Here is a 15,718-nt window from a genome sequence, read left to right as displayed (position 1 = left end):
GATCACCGTACCTGCCGGTCCCACATGTCCGGTCGCGATCGCGATGACCCGCCGGAGCACGTAGGGTCACGGCCGTGTCGGAGGAGGAGCCGCGAGCGCCGTACGACCCCATGCCGCACGGTCCGGCCGAGATCGGCGTGGGGCCTTGGGAGGGACCGTGGCCCGAGGGTGAGCAGTACGACGCCCGCCTGCTCGCCGAGGGCGACCGCCGCAACGTCGTCGACCGGTACCGGTACTGGACCGTCGAGGCGATCGTCGCCGACCTCGACACCCGCCGGCACTCCTTCCACGTGGCGATCGAGAACTGGCAGCACGACTTCAACATCGGGACGATCGTCCGGTCGGCCAACGCGTTCCTCGCGCGCGAGGTCCACATCGTCGGCAACCGGCGGTGGAACCGGCGCGGGGCGATGGTGACCGACCGCTACCAGCACGTGCGGCACCACCCGACGGTCGCGGACCTGCACGACTACCTCGCCGGACCCGAGGGTGCTGCGGACGGGGGCCCTGTTCCTCTGCTCGGCATCGACAACCTCCCCGGCTCCGCGCACCTGGAGAGGATGGAGATCCCGGAGCGGGTCTGCTTCCTCTTCGGTCAGGAGGGGCCCGGCCTGTCGGCGGCGGCGCGCGAAGCCTGCGACGGGACGTTCTCGATCGCCCAGTTCGGCTCGACCCGCTCGATCAACGCCTCGGCCGCTGCGGCGATCGCGATGCACGGGTGGGTGCGGGCGCACGCCGACCTCAGCGACGAGTCCGCCTGGCGGGGCTGAGCGACCGCTCAGCGCGGGCGGACGTCGTCGCCGCGGCGCAGGGTGCGGTCGGGGCAGTCGTTGATGACCTGGCCGTGGAGGACGATCGGCCGGCCGAGCGTCACCGTCTCCTCGAAGTCACGCCCCAGGACGGAGCCGATGACCTCGACCTGGTCCCAAGTCTCCGCCGAGCGCTCGTGGTAGTAGCGGCAGTTGTCGAACCGCAGCGTGAGCGTCAGGTCGGTCTCGCCCCAGGGGCTCACCTTCAGCGGCAGGTTGTCGCCGACCTGGACCAGCAGGGGGAGCTCCTCCTCGGCGAGGTCCGCCTCGGTGATCCGCAGCGGCAGGGGTCCTCGGTTGTGGACCGGGACGGTGAGGGTCACCTCGTCGTGGTGCCGGTAGTCGAGCGCGTAGGTCCCCGCGTCGCCGTACTCGGGCACGAGCAGGCCGGCGTCCACCGGCAGCGCCGGGTCGACGTCCTGGCCGAGGCTCACCGTGAAGGGCAGCAGCGCCCAGGCTGCCACCGGGACGGCCAGGGCCGCGACCGCGACCGGCGCGCGGCGGAGGTTCATCGCGCGCGGGCCCGGTGTGCTCCCAGGCGCAGCGCGGCTGCTCCGACCAGGCCGGCGGCGACGACCATCAGCGGCACGGCAGGGCTCTCCGGGCGCTGGTCAGCGCCGGCCGACGCGGCGGCGATGCTCTCCGCGGTCGGCTTCGGCGGCGTGACGATCCAGTTGCAGCCCGCCGGGCTCGGGTTGGAGTAGCGGTCGTACGCCGCACACGGGACCAGCGTCGTCGTCTTCACCACGTTGCTGATCGGGAGCAGCGACGGGTTGTCGCAGTCGGGGAGGTGGCCCAGCGTCGCGTTGTGGCTGATCTCGGCGCCCGGCGGCGCCACGTTGTCCTGCCAGCAGTTGCCGACGCCGGCATCGTCCCACCAGAAGTCGAGCCCGTTGGGGCTGGCCTTGCCGCCGGGCGTGATGCCCATCCGGTTGCGGGTGAAGTAGTTGTGGTTGGAGTTGTCGGTCTGGTGCAGCGGGTCGTAGTCGCCGCGCAGCAGGGCCGGCGGCACCCAGAACAACATGAAGCCCTGGCGGTAGTTGCCCCACACCTCGTTCTGGTCGACGTAGTTGTGGTTGCCGACCATCATCCCGCCGGTGCCGACCGGCAGCGGGAACGCCGGACAGACGACGCCGCGCTCGTGACCGCGGTCCGCCGGTCGCTCCTGCTGGCAGGGCGCGTCGTCGCCGTCGACGTTGCCGTAGTAGTTGACGTTGTTGTTGTAGATCAAGTTGTGCGAGAACCAGCCGTGGTCCTGGGGCATGCCGGGGTGCCCGGCGAGGATCGACTCGACGACGAACCCGGTGCCGTTGTGGTGGATGCGGTTGTGGTGCACGTAGACCGAGTTGCCGGCGGTGCCGGAGAACCCGAGCGCGTTGTGGTGCATGTTGCAGTTGCGCACCTCCACCGCCCAGCGGGTGAGCGGGCCGGTCTTCTTGCTGGTCGCGTTCACGTCGGCGGCGCTGCCGGGGTAGATGCCGGAGTCGCCGTTGTGGTGGGCCTCGCAGTTCCGGATGAGCCCGTGGTCCGAGGTGAAGGTGAGGACGCCGTACAGGTCGTTGTAGCGGGTGACGACCCGGTTGACCTGGTAGCCGTCGGTCTCGTGGACGTACACGGCGTTCTCGCGGAACAGCTCGAGGGTCATGTTGCCGAGGTAGAACCCGTCGGCGCGGTCGGCCTTGATGCCGTTGTGCTTGACCCAGTCGCCGTCGGCGCGGAACCCGCCCCGGAACACGACCGCCGCGGGGGAGGGACCGGTGCCCTTGATCTGGAGATCACAGACCGCGCTGTCGCAGACGATGTCCTCGTCCTCGGGGTCGTCGCCGGCGATCGTGACCAGGTTGACGACCTCGCCGCACGAGTGGGACAGCTCGTAGCTGACGACGCCGCCGTCGTACCCCTCGATGCAGGCGGCGTTCCACGAGGGCCGCTCCCGGTAGACGCCGGGCAGGACGTAGATGTTGGTCTTCTGGACCTCGACCGCGTCGACCGCGGCCTGCAGGTTGCGGTGGTCGCAGCGGTCGAGGAGCCAGAGGTTGCGCCGGCGGAGTCTGTCGTCGCGGATCCTGCGGATCCGGTCACGCGAGCTGGGCGCGCAGACCACGATGACGTCGGCCGCCTGGCGCAGCGGGCGGTGGGCCGGCGTCGTGCCGTTGCCGGGCGGGAACTCCGAGTCCCGCTCCTCGTGCGCCCCGGCTGGCGGCGCGGCCAGGACCAGGGCGAAGAGACCGAGAAGGACGACGAGAGCACGACGCATGGGGGCCTCCTTCACGGAGGCAGCCCGCGTGCGCCTCCGCACTACGGTGAAACGTGTTGCTGCCAGCGGAGGTTACGGGTTGCGGGTCAGGTGACCCGCTCAGGATCGAGTCTTCGCGAAGCAGATCGCGTCGCGGAAGCCGGCTCGCCAGCTCTGGCGTGAGCGCGGCCACTCGAAGAGGAACTCGTCCGGCATCCGTCCGCGGCACTTGCGGAGCGCGATCCGGCGGGCAGCGTTGTAGCCGGGCCAGCCGTCGGTGCTGATGCGGATCGACTCGGTCGCCCGCCAGTGGTGATAGCGCAGGCAGTTGTTGAGGACGTAGTCGAGGCGACGATGCTGTCGGCACCGCGCGAACTTGTCCTCCAGCGGCAGCGACGCGAGCACCGGCAGGCCGCGGGGCGAGAGCTTGAGCAGCTCGTCCGCGGCGTGGAGGACGACGTCACACCGGATCCACGCGGCACCTGCGTTCCGTTGCGCCTCGGTGGGCGCGTACGTCGTCAGCACGAAAGCGGACCGGCTGACCGTGCGCGCGGTGCCGCCGAGACCGTCGACCATCGCCGTGAGGCACGGCGTGGTGGCCTCCTTGAAGACCGCGCCGGCGTCACTCCAGTCGGGCGCGGTGTCGAACTCGACCACGCCGACCGTCACCGCGTTGTGCCAGTCCGAGCACGCGACGGCGGGCTCGGGCTCGGTCTGGGCGAGGAACTCGTCGTACGTCAGATCGTGACAGCTGCCGACCTCGGGCGGCGTGATGTCGACCCCTGCCCGGGCAGGGCTCGCGGCGGTCAGGGTGGTCAGCGCGGTGAGGGCGACCAGCAGTACGCCGGCGCCCAGTCGCAGCGTCATCAGGCGCGCGTCTCCTTCAGGCAGACCGCGAAGCGGTGCCCGGCGCGCCAGGCCAGCCTGTTCTGCGGGTACTCGTAGTAGAACGCGGTGTTGAGCCGCGCCCGGCACTTCCGGATGGTCCAGCGCCGCATCGTCCGCGCGCCGGGATACCGGTCCGCCGCGTGCCGGACGTGGTGGGTCGCCCGGAACGCGTGCCGGTGGGAGCAGACCACGCTCTCGTAGCTCGCGGCCCGTCCCAGCCGGCACTTCGCGATCCCGTCCGGATGCGGGAGGTCGCCGAGCGCCGGTCGTCCGTCGGTCGGGAGGTTCTTGAGCCGGTCGCCGTTCGGTAGGCCGAGGTCGCAGCGGATCCACTTCGCGCCGGCGTCGCGCTGCACCTTCGTGGGGATGAACCAGTAGATCGTGTAGGCGGACCGCACCCGCGCCGCCACGCTGCCGTCGAGGTAGGCATCGACGCTGCGCCAGCACGGCACGAACATCCGTCGACCCAGGGCCTCGAAGTCCCGCCAGTTGGGAGCCTCGGCGAGCTGGATGTTCTTCACCGTCACGGTCGTGTGGCGCGCGGTGCACGGCACCCTCGGGTCGGGCTCGGAGTTGGCCCACGCCTCCCGTTTGGTGAGGTCGTGGCAGCTCCCGACCGCCGGAGGTGAGGTGTCGACGCCGGCCCGGGCAGGGCTCGCCGCGGTCAGGCTGGTCAGCGAGGTGAGGGCGGCCAGTACGACGGCGGTGCCGAGTCGCAGCTTCATGGTTCTTCTCCCGGGTCGGTTGTCTCCCGGAATGTAAAGGGATTCCGCCGGGCGCGGGCCGGAACGGCGGAATCCCTGAGGCGCCGCGGGTCACTGTCGCTCGCCCATGGATGCGGATCGGGACCGCGATCGGTTGCCCCGCCGGCAAGGTCTAGGGTGGAACCGCCGATCTGAACCCGTGAGCAGGAGCAGCGCAGCCATGCCCATCGCCACCCCCGAGAAGTACGCCGAGATGCTGGACGCCGCGAAGGCCGGAGCCTTCGCCTTCCCGGCGATCAACGTGTCGTCGTCCCAGACCCTCAACGCCGCCCTCAAGGGCTTCGCCGACGCCGGCTCCGACGGCATCATCCAGGTCTCGACCGGTGGTGCGGAGTACCTCTCCGGTCCGACGGTGAAGAACATGGTCACCGGCTCCGTCGCGTTTGCGGCGTACGCCGCCGAGGTCGCCAAGAGCTACCCGGTCAACATCGCGCTCCACACCGACCACTGCCCGAAGGACAAGCTCGACGGCTTCGTCCGGCCGCTGCTCGACATCTCGGCCGAGCGGGTCGCGCGCGGCGAGGCCCCGCTGTTCCAGTCGCACATGTGGGACGGGTCCGCCGTACCCCTCGACGAGAACCTCAAGATCGCCGAGGAGCTCCTCGCCAAGGCCGCGGCCGCCAACATCATCCTCGAGATCGAGGTCGGCGTGGTCGGCGGCGAGGAGGACGGCGTCGAGGGCGGCATGGGCGAGCACCTCTACACCACCCCTGAGGACGCGCTGGCCACCGTCGCGGCGCTGGGTGTCGGCGAGAACGGCCGCTACCTGACCGCGCTGACGTTCGGCAACGTGCACGGCGTCTACAAGCCCGGCAACGTGAAGCTGCGCCCGGAGATCCTCAAGGCCGCGCAGGAGGCGGTCGTGGAGAAGCTCGGCCTCGACGCCGGCTCGAAGCCGTTCGACCTGGTCTTCCACGGCGGCTCCGGCTCGACGGCCGAGGAGATCGGCGCGGCCGTCGACTACGGCGTCGTGAAGATGAACGTCGACACCGACACGCAGTACGCGTTCACCCGGCCGGTCGCCGCGCACATGTTCACCAACTACGACGGCGTCCTCAAGGTCGACGGCGAGGTCGGCAACAAGAAGACCTACGACCCGCGCTCCTGGGGCAAGGCGGCGGAGGCCGGCATGGCCGCGCGCGTCGTCGAGGCCTGCGAGAACCTGCGCGCGGCGGGCAAGACCGTCGGCTGACCCTCAGGTCGCGGTGCCGGAGTAGACGTAGCTCGTGAACTTCGGCCCGGGCAGGTAGCCCTCGTCGAGGTCGCTGATCGTGAAGTCCTGCCGGACCAGGGCGGGGATCGCGCGGTCGAGGTTGCAGCCGCCGCCGATCCGGTTCTGGATCGGGTTGAGCCGGCGCTGCCACTTCTGCACGCCCGCGGTCGGAGCCCGGCCGTGCTCGAGGAACAGCAGCTCACCGCCGGGCTTGAGCACGCGCCGCATCTCGGCGAGTGCTGCCGTCGGGTCGGGGATCGTGCAGAGCGTGAACGTCATGACGATCGAGTCGACGGCGTCGTCCTCGAGCGGGATCCTCTCGGCCGACAGGCCGAGCACCCGGACGTCGATGCCGGCGTCATCCGCACGCTTCCGCGCCCGGCCGTGCATGTGCTCGGCCGGGTCGACCGCGATCAGCTCGGAGATCCGGTCGCGGTCGTAGAAGGGGATGTTGTGCCCGGTGCCGACCCCGACCTCCAGAACGCGACCGTGTGCGTGCGGGACCAGCGCCTTCCGCTTCTTCTGGATCGGGCCGATGGCGCACGAGTGCTCGATGATCCACGGCAGCAGGTAGCGCTCGTACGGGTTCATGGCCCGACGGTACGCCGCCCCGCGTCACCCGGTAGGGCAGCGCGAGGCGGCGGTCTCGAGGCTCAGCGGGCGCTTAGAAGCCCTTGCACTGGTCTTCCTTGTTGCCCTGGACCTGGTTGGCGCTGCCCACGGGCGGCGGCGTGTTGGACTTGCACTGCAGGTTGCCCCCGACGACGTTGCGGTAGATCTGCCAGCGGCCGTCGTTGGAGAACACCTGGATGTCGGCGTTGACGACGGTACGACGGACCTCGCCGCCGCCACCGGACTTCACCTGGATGCTGCCGCCGATCTGGGAGCGGCGGACGGTGCCGTCTACGGTGCGGTGGGTGACCTCGACCCGGCGGTGGTTGTCCGCCTGGACGTTGCCGTTGACCTTGACGCCGCGGGCGTAGAGGGTCGCGTTGCCGTAGACCTTCACGCTGCCGTCGACGCGGGTGCCGACGAGGGTGCAGGTGGCGCCCTGAGGTACGACGACGTCGCCGTCGATCTGCACCGCGCGGATGGTGCCGGTGCAGCGCCGGTCATCGGCGTGGGCCGGGCTGCTCACGCCGATCGCGAGACCGGCTGAGGCGGTGGCCACTGCCGCGGTGGCGGCGAGTGTCTTCGTGATTCGGTTCATGACAGCTCCTGTTGGTTGGTTCGGATGTGACCACCGTCGCGGGGGCAGGTGAGGCTTCCGTGAGCACCTGATGAGAAGCCCCTCATGCGCCGCGCGCGGCCGATCGGGCCTCGGGCAGAATCGTCGGCATGACTGGACCTGACCTGATGGCCGGACCGCCGCCCACCCGCCTGCCCGAGGACCCCGCTGCCGGAGCCGTCGCCGCGGGTGAGCAGCCGGCGGCCGTCGTACGCGCGTTCCCCGCGTCCCCTCTCGCCTGGGCGAACCTCGCGGACGCCGCTGTGGCGCAGGACGCCGACGACGTCGATTGGGTGACCGTCTACGCCTACGCCCGGGTCGGCTACCACCGTTCGCTCGACATGCTCCGCCGCAACGGGTGGAAGGGCCACGGCCCGGTGCCGTGGGAGCACGAGCCCAACCGCGGCTTCCTCCGCTGCCTCGCCCAGCTCGCCAAGGCCGCCCGTGCCATCGGCGAGACCGAGGAGTGGGACCGCTGCTCCACCTTCCTGCGCGACTCCAGCCCGACGGCGTACGACGAGCTGCTGGGCGAGTAGGGGGCGTCCGCACGGCGGCGGCGTGCTGTAACTACGTGTTATGGCACCTACCCGGGTGGTCGACCACCCTGGTAGTGACCACAACGCCCGGGTAGTCGGGCCGGAGGGCGCACGACGCCCGGCCCCTGCGACGCGGCTGTCCACAGGCGGGCCCGACGGGGCTGGCGCGCGGCGTACGACGCCTGCACCCTCCCCGGATGGACCCGCGTGTGGTGGCCGCCCTCTCCGCCAACGGCGGCGTGATCAGGTATGCCCAGCTGCTCGACCTCGGGGTCAGCCCCGGTGAGGTCCGGCACCTGAAGCGGCGCAACGTGCTGCACCCGCTGCGGCGTGGCGTCTACACGACGACCGAGCTCTGGGACTCCCTGGACGAGTGGAGCGGGCGCCCGCGACTGGTCGCTCGGGCCGTGATCCTCACCGTGCAGCGCGGCTGGGTGCTCAGCCACAACTCTGCCGCCGACGAGCTCGGGCTGGCCACCCTGCGGCCGCCAGTGCCGCTGACGCACCTGACGCGGCCCGGCTGGACCAACGCGTGGACCGAGAACGACGTCAAGCACCACCTCGCCGGGTTCGCCGAGAGCCAGGTGGTCGAGACCAACGGCGTCAAGGTGCTCGGCGCGGCCCGGACCGCCGTCGACATCGCCCGCGAGCACGGCGTGATCCACGGGATGGTCGCGTGCGACTCCGCCCTCCGGCTGGGTCTGGAGAAGAGCGCGCTGATCGCCGCGTACGACCGGATGGACAAGTGGCCCGGCCGTCGTTCGATCGTCACCTCCGTCGACCTCGCGGACGGCCGGGCCGAGAACCCGCACGAGTCCCTCGGCCGCCACCTGGTCGTCGAGGCCGGGATCGGCGAGCCCGACCTCCAGTTCCCGGTGCGGACCGCGGACGGCATCAAGTGGTGCGACATCCGCGTCGGCAACCACATCATCGAGACCGACGGGCGCATCAAGTACCGGTCGAAGGCGAACGGTGGCGTCGCCGACGACGTCGAGCAGGCGCTCTGGGACGAGAAGCAGCGCGAGCGACTCGTCCGGGACCGGCGCACCGTGGTCACCCGCGTGGTCTGGGAGGACTACTGGGGCCGCCGACGAGTGGAGGCCGTATGCCGCCTCCGGGCCGACCACGAGGAGTCGGTCCGTCTCTACGGCCGGGAGCTCGCCCCGGAGCTCGCGGAGGAAGCCGCAGCGATCCGGGCGGCGTACGGCGACCGCCGGCCTGCCTGAGACCCGTTCCCTGCCCGGTCACTGCCCGGTCCCTGCCCAGCCCCTGCCCGGTCACTACCCGGGTGCTGTGGTCACTTCCCGGGTGGTCGACCACCCGGGAAGGTGCCATAACACGTAGTTACAGGTGCGCCGCGCCGCCGCGACCCCGGCCCGCCTCGCCCCGATCAGGCAGGCGGCGGCGTGAGCAGGCTCCGCACCCGCTCCGGCCCCAGCGCGGCGAAGAGGGTGGGGAGGCGGGGGCCGCGCTCGGCGGCGACGAGCAGCTCGTAGAGCAGCTTGAAGAAGGCCTTCTGGTCGGCCTTGACCTCGTCGGTCGGCGGGTCCTCGAGGGACATGCCGCGGCAGAGCTTCGGGACGCCGTAGATCAGGGCGGTGAGGGCGTCGGGGTCGTCGAAGGAGTCGGGGAGCCGGTCGAGCAGCTGGCGGAGCCAGAGCTCCTCGTTCTCGTCGAGTCCCCGGAGTCGGTCGGCGTCCGGCTCGGAGCGGACGGACGTGCGGTCCTCGGGGTCGACGTAGTGCGTCATCCAGGTCGCGGCCTTCGACAGCCGCGGCTCGAGGTCGGCGACCGACCCGTGCTCGAAGCCGACCTTGCGGACCGTCTGCGAGATCAGGTCGGGCGAGCCGGCGGTGACGTCGGCGACCGACGACAGCATCCGGAACGGCACGACGACGGCGGGCACGGGCAGCTTCCCGGCGGCAGCCGTCGCGGAGGCCCGCTCCCAGGCGAGCACGGCGGCGTCGCGCTTGGCCGGGTCGGCGGCCTTGCGGGTGAGGGCGTCCCACTCGTCGTACAGCCGCAGCACCTCCTGGCCGAAGTCGACGTTGAACGCCTGCTTGGGCTGACGCCGCACGTAGAGCCAGCGCAGGATCGGCGCCTCGAGGATCCGCAGCGCCTCGGACGCCGTCGGCACGCCGCCCTTGGACGACGACATCTTCGGCATGCCGGCGACACCCACGAACGAGTAGCCGACGAACGACGGCGCGGTGCCGCCGAAGATCGGACCGATCAGCTCCTTGCCGACGGTGTACGACGAACCCGGGCTGGCGTGGTCGACCCCGGCCGGCTCGAAGTCGACGGCCTCGAAGGTCCACCGCATCGGCCAGTCGACCTTCCAGACCAGCTTGCCCTCGTCCTGGGTGGCGACGTTGGTGACGTAGGAGTCGCCGCAGACGTCGCAGGTGTAGGCGAGGTCGGTCGTCTCGTCGTCGTACGACGTCAGCGTGACCGTGTCGCGCCCGCAGCCTCGGCAGTACGGCTTGTAGGGGAACCGGGCCAGATCCTCGCTCGCGCCGTGGCCCTCCCCGTCAGCAGGGTCCTCCTCGGCGGTCGACTCGCCCTCCTCGACCGGGTCGGCCTTCTTGGTGCGGTAGCGCGCCATCACGGTCTCGATCTCGCCGCGCTTCCGGACCGCGGTCAGGATCTGCTCGCGGTAGGTGCCGGAGCGGTACATCGCGGTCTGGTCGACCTCGACCATCTCGCAGCCCATCTCGGCGAGCGCGGAGCGCAACGGCGCCTTGTAGCGCTCGGCCCAGCTCGCGAACTCGCCGGTCGGGTCCGGCACGGCCGACAGCGGCCGGCCGATGTGCTCGTTCCACGCCTCGTCGACGCCGGCCGGGACCTTCCGGAACCGGTCGTAGTCGTCCCAGCTGTGCAGGTGGCGCACGTTGATGCCGCGGCGCCGGATCTCCTCCGCGACGAAGTGGACGGTGAGGAACTCGCGCAGGTTGCCGAGGTGGATCGGGCCGGACGGGCTGATGCCCGAGGCGCAGGTGACCAGGTCGGGGAGAGTGCCGCCGTTGACCGACTCGGCGTGCCGGAGCGCCACATCGGCGGTCCGGGTCACCCAGTCGGTCGGTTCGGCGTCGCTTCCACGTCCTCGTGCCACGCGCGAAACGTTAGTGGGTCAGGCCGCCGGCACGATCATCGAGTACGCCGCCGGCTCGACCCGCCACATCCGGTGCCGCTCCGGCCCGTAGAGCTCCCCGTCGGCGCTGCACCAGAACTCCGTGCCGCTGACCGTCACCGTCCGCGCCCGGAGCGTGACGACGTCGTCGTGCTCGCCGTGGGACCCGAACGGCAGGCGCGCGGCGTACGCCAGTCGCGCCGTCCGGCTCCTCGGGAACGCGATCATCAGGTCGATCTGGCCGTCCCCCGGGTCGGCGTCGGGCGTCAGCTCCAGTCCGCCGCCGACGGTCGCGCCGTTGCCGAGCGCCACCATCAGCACCGGGTGGTCGACGTCGGTGACGACCTCGCCGTCGGCCTCGACGCGCAGGCGGAGCACGGTCGGGTCGAGGGCGGAGAGGACGGCGCCGATCGGGTAGCCCAGCCGGCCGAGGTTGACCGGGCCGACCCCGATGCTGCCCAGGCGCTCCTTCCACGGCTTGCCCCGGCGGCCGGCCTCGGCGCCGGCGCCGAGGTGGACCTGGTTGACCACGATCTGGCCGACCTCGTCGATCAGCAGGTCCATCGGCCGGACGACACCGTCGACGAGCGCCTGAGCGGCCTCCACCGGGTCGAGCGGGATCCCGAGGGTGCGCGCGAAGTCGTTGCCGGTGCCGAGCGGGAGCAGCCCCAGCACCCGATCGGGTCCGAGCTCGTGCCGCCGGTGGAGGGCGGAGACGACCGCGTGCAGGCTGCCGTCGCCGCCGGCGACCACGACCCGGCGTGATCCGGCGCGGTGCAGCGCCCCGTCGAGCTCGCCGGGAGCCGAGGTCTGGCAGACCTCGACCGACGCCGCAGAGCGCAGAACACCGAGCGCGGCGAGCAGCGCCGTCTCGTCGGCGGTCCCGGCGTCGGCGTTGGTGATCACCAGGAGTGGCTCGGCTGTGGACACGTCCCCACCCTAGGTCTGCCCTGGAGTGGTTGGATCTCGGGCCATGGGGACGAGCCGACGACTGACCGCGCACGAGCTGATCGACCTGGTGCTCGACGACGGCTCCTACGAGTCGTGGGACGAGCCGGTCGACATCAGCAGCCACCCCGCGCCCTACCAGGACGAGCTCCGCGCCGCGGCGGAGAAGGCGGGGACCGACGAGTCGGTGCTCACCGGCCGCGGCACCGTCAACGGGCGGCCGGTGGCGCTGATCGTCAACGAGTTCCGGTTCCTCGCCGGGTCGATCGGCGTCGCCGCCGCCGAGCGGATCGCGGGCGCCGTACGCCGGGCGACCGATGCCGGCATCCCGGTCGTCGCCAGCACGGCCTCGGGCGGCACCCGCATGCAGGAGGGAACCCGCGCCTTCGTCCGGATGGTCGACATCTCGCGGGCGCTGATGGACCACCGTGCCGCCGGCCTGCCCTACATCGTCCACCTGCGGCACCCCACCACCGGCGGCGTCTTCGCCTCGTGGGGGTCGCTCGGGCACGTCACCGTCGCGGAGCCCGGAGCCCTGGTCGGGTTCCTCGGCCCGAAGGTCTACGAGGCGCTCAACGGCCACCCCTTCCCCGAGGGGGTGCAGTCGGCCGAGAACCTCGCTGCGAAGGGCGTCATCGACGCGGTCGCCGCGTCCGAGGACCTCCGCTGGCTCCTCGACCAGGCGCTCGCGGTGCTCGCCGACTCACCGTCCGAGGGCCGGCTGGAGCGTCGGTCGCCGCTGCCGGCCGGCACCGAGGCGCCCGCCGCCTGGGACTCGATCACGCGCACCCGCGCCGAGGGGAGGGTGAGCGTCCGCGACCTGCTCAAGTACGGCGCCGAGGGCACCCTCCGGCTCCGCGGCACCGACGAGGGCGAGCGCGACGAGACGGTGATCGTGGCCCTCACCCGGCTCGACGGCGTCCCGTGCGTCCTCGTCGGTCAGGACCACACCCGGCAGACGGCAGCCACCCCGATGGGGCCGGCCGCGCTGCGCGAGGCCCGGCGTGCGATGCGGCTCGCCGAGGAGCTACGGCTGCCCCTGGTGACGGTCGTCGACACCCCCGGCGCCGAGCTCTCGCAGCGCGCCGAGGAGGGCGCGATCGCCGGCGAGATCGCCCGCTGCATCGCCACCCTGGTGACGATGCAGGTCCCCACCGTGTCGGTGATCCTCGGCCAGGGCTGCGGCGGCGGCGCGCTCGCGCTCATGCCGGCGACGACAGTCCTCGCCACCCAGCACGCCTGGCTCTCGCCGCTGCCGCCGGAGGGCGCGAGCGTCATCGTCCACGGCACCGTCGACCGCGCAGCCGAGATGGCCACCGCCCAGGGGGTCCGCGCTCTCGACCTGCTCGCCGGGGGAGAGGTCCACGCCGTCGTACCCGAGCACGACGACGACACCCCCGCCGACCTCGCCCGTGCCGTCGCCGCCGAGATCGCCCACCACCTCCGCTCCTGAGGTCGCGGAGATGCCCGTCAGGGTCTGTTGTTTGGTAGCGTTGCGTCGCAAGAGCCCCGGTCTTGCACCGGGGTTTTTGCGTTGAGAACCGAGAGAAGTGGTGCGTCGAGCAGCCGGCTTGCCGGAGGGACTCCGTTCCCGTAGCGAAGGAGCACACAGATGCCAGCGATCGTGATCGTCGGCGCCCAGTGGGGCGACGAGGGCAAGGGCAAGGCGACCGACCACCTGGGCAGCCGGGTCGACTACGTGGTGAAGTTCAACGGCGGCAACAACGCGGGGCACACCGTCGTCATCGGTGACGAGAAGTACGCCCTCCACCTGCTGCCGAGCGGCATCCTCACCCCGGGCTGCACCCCGGTCATCGGCAACGGCGTCGTCGTCGACCTCGACGTTCTCTTCCACGAGATCGACGGGCTCGAGGCCCGAGGCACCGACACCAGCCGGCTCAAGGTCAGCGCCAACGCGCACGTCATCGCCGACTACAACCGCACCCTCGACAAGGTCGCCGAGCGGTTCCTCGGCAGCCGCAAGATCGGCACGACCGGGCGCGGCATCGGTCCGACGTACGCCGACAAGATGAACCGGATCGGCATCCGGATCCAGGACCTGTTCGACGAGAAGATCCTGGCCCAGAAGGTCGAGGGCGCCCTCGAGCTGAAGACCCAGATCCTCACCAAGGTCTACAACCGCCGCGCGCCCTCGGTCGACCAGACCGTCGAGGAGCTGCTGTCCCACGCCGACCGGCTGGCGCCGTACGTCTGCGACACGACGCTGCTGCTCGGCGAGGCCCTCGACCGAGGCGAGACCGTGCTGCTCGAGGCCGGCCAGGCGACGCTCCTCGACGTCGACCACGGCACCTATCCGTTCGTGACGTCCAGCAGCGCGACCGCCGGCGGCGCCTGCACCGGCTCCGGCATCCCGCCGACCCGGATCGACCAGGTGATCGCGATCGTGAAGGCCTACACGACCCGCGTCGGCGAGGGGCCGTTCCCGACCGAGCTGCACGACGAGTCCGGCGACTTCCTGCGCAACACCGGCGCCGAGTTCGGCACGACGACGGGCCGGCCGCGCCGCTGCGGTTGGTACGACGCCGTCATCGCCCGCTACGCCGCCCGCGTCAACGGCGTCACCGACTTCGTGCTGACCAAGCTCGACGTGCTCACCGGTCTCGAGCAGATCCCGGTCTGCGTCGCCTACGACGTCGACGGGGAGCGGTACGACGAGATGCCGGCCAACCAGAGCGCGTTCCACCACGCGGTGCCGGTCTACGAGTACTTCCCGGGCTGGTCCGAGGACATCAGCGGCGCCCGCGCGCTCGCCGACCTGCCGGCCAACGCCCAGGCCTACGTCAAGGCGCTCGAGGAGATCTCGGGGGCGCGGATGTCGGTCGTCGGGGTGGGTCCGGAGCGCGAGCAGGCGGTCGTGCTGCACCCGCTGCGCTGACACCGACGCCGACGCCGAGGGCGAGGGCGAGCGCGGCCAGCGTGTAGGCGTTGCCGGCCAGGTGGTCGGCGGCTCCCCAGCCGAGCTCGCGGCCCTCGCCCCACGGCGGCCACACCACCGGTCGGGCCACGAAGACGGCCGTCCAGGCGGTCGCCGCCCACCGGGTGCGCTCCCACAGCGCGACCGCCACCGGCACCGCCCACACCCAGTGGTGCGACCACGAGACGGGGGAGGCCAGCAGCATCGCCAGCGCGGCGAGGCAGGTGCCGAGCACGCGGTCGCCGCGGCGCCAGCAGAGAGCGCCGACGCCGAGCACGGCGAGGGCGAGAGGCGCCGCGACCGTCACCCACACCAGGGTCGACGGCGGGCCGTCGAGCAGCCGGGTGAGCGCCCCGAACAACGACTGGTTGTGGGCCAGGGCGGGCGGCCCGACCCGGCCGGCGTCGAGCAGGCCGTCGGTCCAGTACGACGTCGCGCCGGCCGGCATCGCGGCGTACCCGATTGCGACGGTCGCCGCGAACGCCAGCGCGGCGCGGCACGCCGCCGTCCGGCGGCCGACCAGGACGAGCAGCGCCACGAACACCAGCGGGGTGAGCTTGATGCCCGCCGCGATCCCGACCAGCACGCCCGACCACCGTCGCTCCGGACGGACGACGTCGACCAGGATCGCCAGCATCAGCACGGTGTTGACCTGGCCGAAGGACAGGCTCTGCCACACCGGCTCGAGGCCGAGGGCGACGAGCGCGAGCAGCGCCACCAGCCAGCCGGGAGCACGGCGACCGCTCGCCCGGAGGGCGACGAGGACGGACCCCGCGAGGCAGGCCGCGCTGGCGCCGGTCCACAGGCTGGCGGCGAGCCAGCCGGGGAGGAGCGCGAGGGGCACCATCAGGACCGCGGCGAAGGGCGGGTACGTGAACGGCAGGCCGGTGACCGGGTCGTCCGCGTCGTAGGCCGACGCACCGTCGAGGACGGCCTGCCCGGCGTACCGGTAGACGTGCAGGTCGGTGAACCCGCCCTCCCAGGCTCCGACCACCGCAGCGCCGACCGCCAGCGCGAGGACCCAGGCCACG

At 71.8% G+C, this 15,718-nt stretch carries 15 protein-coding genes; 6 read left to right on the top strand and 9 right to left on the bottom strand.

Annotation, left to right across the window (positions count from 1 at the left end; all coding sequences use genetic code 11):
* Positions 1–110 precede the first annotated feature (110 nt).
* Complete coding sequence (locus F0U47_RS09005; protein WP_149750556.1) at positions 111–770, top strand: TrmH family RNA methyltransferase; 660 nt, start codon at positions 111–113, stop codon at positions 768–770.
* Between the two features lie 8 nt (positions 771–778).
* Here F0U47_RS09005 and F0U47_RS09000 read toward each other — a convergent pair whose 3' ends face one another.
* From F0U47_RS09000 to F0U47_RS08985, 4 genes are all read right to left on the bottom strand, one after another.
* Positions 779–1,321: a hypothetical protein gene (locus tag F0U47_RS09000; protein ID WP_149749948.1), complete on the bottom strand. Its 543-nt coding sequence runs from the start codon at positions 1,319–1,321 to the stop codon at positions 779–781.
* On the bottom strand, positions 1,318–3,066 hold the full coding sequence (locus F0U47_RS08995; RefSeq protein WP_149749947.1) for a right-handed parallel beta-helix repeat-containing protein: 1,749 nt from the start codon (positions 3,064–3,066) through the stop codon (positions 1,318–1,320). Before F0U47_RS08995 ends, F0U47_RS09000 begins: the two co-directional genes overlap by 4 nt.
* Positions 3,067–3,165: 99 nt before the next feature.
* Entirely contained in the window at positions 3,166–3,912 is a 747-nt protein-coding gene (locus tag F0U47_RS08990) for a hypothetical protein (RefSeq protein WP_149749946.1), read from the bottom strand.
* Positions 3,912–4,658, bottom strand: coding sequence for a septum formation family protein (locus F0U47_RS08985; RefSeq protein ID WP_149749945.1), 747 nt, complete (start codon positions 4,656–4,658; stop codon positions 3,912–3,914). Before F0U47_RS08985 ends, F0U47_RS08990 begins: the two co-directional genes overlap by 1 nt.
* 199 nt (positions 4,659–4,857) lie before the next feature.
* Here F0U47_RS08985 and fbaA point away from each other — a divergent pair, with 199 nt between their 5' ends.
* Positions 4,858–5,889 carry a class II fructose-bisphosphate aldolase gene (gene fbaA / locus F0U47_RS08980; RefSeq protein ID WP_149749944.1) on the top strand — a complete coding sequence of 344 codons (1,032 nt, stop codon included), beginning with the start codon at positions 4,858–4,860 and terminating at the stop codon, positions 5,887–5,889.
* Positions 5,890–5,892: 3 nt separating this feature from the next.
* Here the strand turns inward: fbaA and F0U47_RS08975 are convergent, their stop codons facing one another.
* Both F0U47_RS08975 and F0U47_RS08970 read right to left on the bottom strand, forming a co-directional pair.
* Positions 5,893–6,501, bottom strand: a complete 609-nt coding sequence (locus F0U47_RS08975) for a class I SAM-dependent methyltransferase (protein ID WP_149749943.1) — start codon at positions 6,499–6,501, stop codon at positions 5,893–5,895.
* A gap of 73 nt (positions 6,502–6,574) precedes the next feature.
* Complete coding sequence (locus F0U47_RS08970; protein ID WP_149749942.1) at positions 6,575–7,120, bottom strand: hypothetical protein; 546 nt, start codon at positions 7,118–7,120, stop codon at positions 6,575–6,577.
* 128 nt (positions 7,121–7,248) lie between these two features.
* Here F0U47_RS08970 and F0U47_RS08965 point away from each other — a divergent pair, with 128 nt between their 5' ends.
* Positions 7,249–7,674, top strand: a complete 426-nt coding sequence (locus F0U47_RS08965; protein WP_149749941.1) for a DUF3151 domain-containing protein — start codon at positions 7,249–7,251, stop codon at positions 7,672–7,674.
* Between the two features lie 197 nt (positions 7,675–7,871).
* Positions 7,872–8,900 carry a type IV toxin-antitoxin system AbiEi family antitoxin domain-containing protein gene (locus tag F0U47_RS08960; protein WP_149749940.1) on the top strand — a complete coding sequence of 343 codons (1,029 nt, stop codon included), beginning with the start codon at positions 7,872–7,874 and terminating at the stop codon, positions 8,898–8,900.
* A 164-nt stretch (positions 8,901–9,064) separates the two neighbouring features.
* Here F0U47_RS08960 and lysS read toward each other — a convergent pair whose 3' ends face one another.
* Complete coding sequence (lysS, locus tag F0U47_RS08955) at positions 9,065–10,786, bottom strand: lysine--tRNA ligase (RefSeq protein ID WP_149749939.1); 1,722 nt, start codon at positions 10,784–10,786, stop codon at positions 9,065–9,067.
* 18 nt (positions 10,787–10,804) lie between these two features.
* Positions 10,805–11,734, bottom strand: a complete 930-nt coding sequence (locus F0U47_RS08950) for a diacylglycerol/lipid kinase family protein (protein WP_246159533.1) — start codon at positions 11,732–11,734, stop codon at positions 10,805–10,807.
* Between the two features lie 43 nt (positions 11,735–11,777).
* Here F0U47_RS08950 and F0U47_RS08945 point away from each other — a divergent pair, with 43 nt between their 5' ends.
* Together F0U47_RS08945 and F0U47_RS08940 are read left to right on the top strand one after the other, a co-directional pair.
* On the top strand, positions 11,778–13,205 hold the full coding sequence (locus F0U47_RS08945; RefSeq protein ID WP_149749938.1) for a carboxyl transferase domain-containing protein: 1,428 nt from the start codon (positions 11,778–11,780) through the stop codon (positions 13,203–13,205).
* A 159-nt stretch (positions 13,206–13,364) separates the two neighbouring features.
* A complete protein-coding gene (locus F0U47_RS08940) occupies positions 13,365–14,648 on the top strand; it encodes an adenylosuccinate synthase (RefSeq protein ID WP_149749937.1) in 1,284 nt (427 codons plus the stop codon).
* On the opposite strand, the gene F0U47_RS08935 is transcribed toward F0U47_RS08940, so the two are convergent.
* Positions 14,554–15,717: a glycosyltransferase 87 family protein gene (locus F0U47_RS08935; RefSeq protein ID WP_188111237.1), complete on the bottom strand. Its 1,164-nt coding sequence runs from the start codon at positions 15,715–15,717 to the stop codon at positions 14,554–14,556. The two genes, F0U47_RS08940 and F0U47_RS08935, sit on opposite strands and share 95 nt — an antisense overlap.
* Between the last annotated feature and the right edge of the window lies 1 nt (position 15,718).

It is taken from the genome of Nocardioides antri, from assembly GCF_008373765.1.
Classification (GTDB): domain Bacteria; phylum Actinomycetota; class Actinomycetes; order Propionibacteriales; family Nocardioidaceae; genus Nocardioides; species Nocardioides antri.
The sequence above is the reverse complement of the archived record's forward strand: the minus strand, read 5'-3'. Positions and strand labels throughout refer to the sequence as shown.

Bases quoted from the DNA above. Each gene is read 5' to 3' on its own strand.
- F0U47_RS09005 (WP_149750556.1), top strand. From the start codon at position 111: ATGCCGCACGGTCCGGCCGAGATCGGCGTGGGGCCTTGGGAGGGACCG.
- F0U47_RS08995 (WP_149749947.1), bottom strand. From the start codon at position 3,066: ATGCGTCGTGCTCTCGTCGTCCTTCTCGGTCTCTTCGCCCTGGTCCTG.
- F0U47_RS08945 (WP_149749938.1), top strand. From the start codon at position 11,778: ATGGGGACGAGCCGACGACTGACCGCGCACGAGCTGATCGACCTGGTG.
- F0U47_RS08960 (WP_149749940.1), top strand. From the start codon at position 7,872: ATGGACCCGCGTGTGGTGGCCGCCCTCTCCGCCAACGGCGGCGTGATC.
- F0U47_RS09000 (WP_149749948.1), bottom strand. From the start codon at position 1,321: ATGAACCTCCGCCGCGCGCCGGTCGCGGTCGCGGCCCTGGCCGTCCCG.
- F0U47_RS08975 (WP_149749943.1), bottom strand. From the start codon at position 6,501: ATGAACCCGTACGAGCGCTACCTGCTGCCGTGGATCATCGAGCACTCG.
- F0U47_RS08985 (WP_149749945.1), bottom strand. From the start codon at position 4,658: ATGAAGCTGCGACTCGGCACCGCCGTCGTACTGGCCGCCCTCACCTCG.
- F0U47_RS08970 (WP_149749942.1), bottom strand. From the start codon at position 7,120: ATGAACCGAATCACGAAGACACTCGCCGCCACCGCGGCAGTGGCCACC.
- F0U47_RS08965 (WP_149749941.1), top strand. From the start codon at position 7,249: ATGACTGGACCTGACCTGATGGCCGGACCGCCGCCCACCCGCCTGCCC.
- F0U47_RS08990 (WP_149749946.1), bottom strand. From the start codon at position 3,912: ATGACGCTGCGACTGGGCGCCGGCGTACTGCTGGTCGCCCTCACCGCG.
- fbaA (WP_149749944.1), top strand. From the start codon at position 4,858: ATGCCCATCGCCACCCCCGAGAAGTACGCCGAGATGCTGGACGCCGCG.
- F0U47_RS08940 (WP_149749937.1), top strand. From the start codon at position 13,365: ATGCCAGCGATCGTGATCGTCGGCGCCCAGTGGGGCGACGAGGGCAAG.